Raw genomic sequence first — 1554 nt, 5'->3', positions numbered from 1 at the left:
TCGGCCACCGCCGAGGCGGAGCGCGTCGTCACCACGGCCGCCGAGGACGCCGCAGCGGTCCGCGCCGCGGCCGAGGAGGCCGCCGCCGCGCTCACCGCGCGCGCCGACCGCCGCGCGGCCGAGGCCGAGACCGGCGCCCGGGCGCTGCGCCAGCGCGTGGCCGAGGACGTCGCCCGCGCCCAGCGCGAGGGGCTGGGCGTGCGCAGCAGCGCGCGGGCCGAGGCGGTGGGGCTCGTCGTCGAGGCGCGCTCGGACGCCGACCGGATGCGGCTGCAGGCGAGGGAGATCCTCGCCGAGGCGCGTGCGGAGGTCGCCGCGATGGCGCGCCGCCGCGACGAGATCGCCGCCGAGCTCGGCCAGCTGTCCGGCGTCCTGGAGGCCCTGGCGGTGCCCGACTCGGGCACGCTGGCCCCCCTGCTGCAGTCCGCCGCCCCCAACGCCACGACCGGAGACCCCACCACGCCATGAGCGACCCCAGCTTCCGCACCGTCCTGCGCGGCTACGAGCCGGCGCAGGTGGACCAGCGCCTGTCCGAGCTGACCGAGCACCTGCACGCCAGCCAGGACCGCGCCGCCGAGCTCGCCCGCGAGGTCGAGCTGCTGGGCCGTCAGCTGGCCTCCCAGCAGGCGGCTGCCCAGCAGGCGGCCGCTCAGCAGGCGGCCGCCGAGCTGGTGCTGGCCCCGCCCGCTCCCGCCGCCCCGACCTTCGCCGACCTCGGCGCCCGCGTGGGGCAGATCCTCACCCTGGCCGAGGAGGAGGCCGCCGAGCTGCTCGCGCGCGCCGAGGCCGAGGCGCTGGCCGTGCGCGCCGAGGCCGAGGCGGCCGCCCTGCTCGTCCGCACGGAGGCCGACCGCTACGACGCCACGGTCCGCAGCGACGCCGGCACCGAGGTGCAGCGGATGACCTCCGAGGCGCTGCGCCGCGCCGACGACGTCCTCGACGCCGCCGAGCGCGACGCCACGGCCCGCCGCGAGGAGGCCGAGGCGCTGTGGGAGCGCCAGCGCGCCAAGGCCGCGCAGGCCGCCGCCGACTTCGAGCTGACCCTCGCCGCGCGCCGCGAGCGCGCCGAGCGCGAGTTCGCCGAGCGCACCGCCGTCGCGGAGGCCCAGCTCGCCGCGGCCGAGGAGGCGGCCCTGCGCGCCCGCAGCCAGTCCGAGCGCGAGGTGGCCGAGGCCAGCGCCCGCGCCCGCCGGCTCCTCGAGGACGCCCAGGACGAGGCCGACCAGCTGGCCAGCGACGCCCGCGCTCGCGCCGACCGGATCCGCGCGGAGTCCGAGCGCGAGCTCACCGCGGCCTCCCAGCGCCGCGACAGCATCAACGCCCAGCTCACCAACGTCCGCCAGATGCTGGCCACCCTCTCCGGCGGCGCGCCGGTGATCGGGCTGGAGGAGCCGGCGGAGCAGGCGCAGGCGGCCCTGTCCGCGGGGCGCAGCGAGGGTGCGGGCGCCACCGTCATCCAGCTCCCGGCCGACGACCCGTCGCCCGCCGGCGACGCCGCCGTCCTGGACCTCCACGACCCGGCGCGGGCGGCCAAGCGCCGCTGAGGCGGCCGGC

Annotated in this window: 1 protein-coding gene and 1 pseudogene; both read left to right on the top strand. The window is 80.1% G+C overall.

Features of this window, described 5'->3' with window-relative positions:
* Positions 1 to 468, top strand: a pseudogene (locus AC5FZL_RS16690) (hypothetical protein); the annotation flags it as partial.
* Positions 465 to 1544 (top strand): DivIVA domain-containing protein, encoded by a 1080-nt coding sequence (locus AC5FZL_RS16685; protein ID WP_493619994.1) that lies wholly within the window; start codon positions 465 to 467, stop codon positions 1542 to 1544. The pseudogene AC5FZL_RS16690 and the gene AC5FZL_RS16685, both read left to right, overlap by 4 nt.
* Positions 1545 to 1554: the final 10 nt, after the last annotated feature.

It is taken from the genome of Quadrisphaera sp. DVD1 (assembly GCF_058932755.1).
This window is presented reverse-complemented; position numbering and strand designations above follow the sequence as displayed.

What these genes read in the sequence shown, in the direction of transcription:
- AC5FZL_RS16685 (WP_493619994.1), top strand. Translation starts at nt 465, where the DNA reads ATGAGCGACCCCAGCTTCCGCACCGTCCTGCGCGGCTACGAGCCGGCG.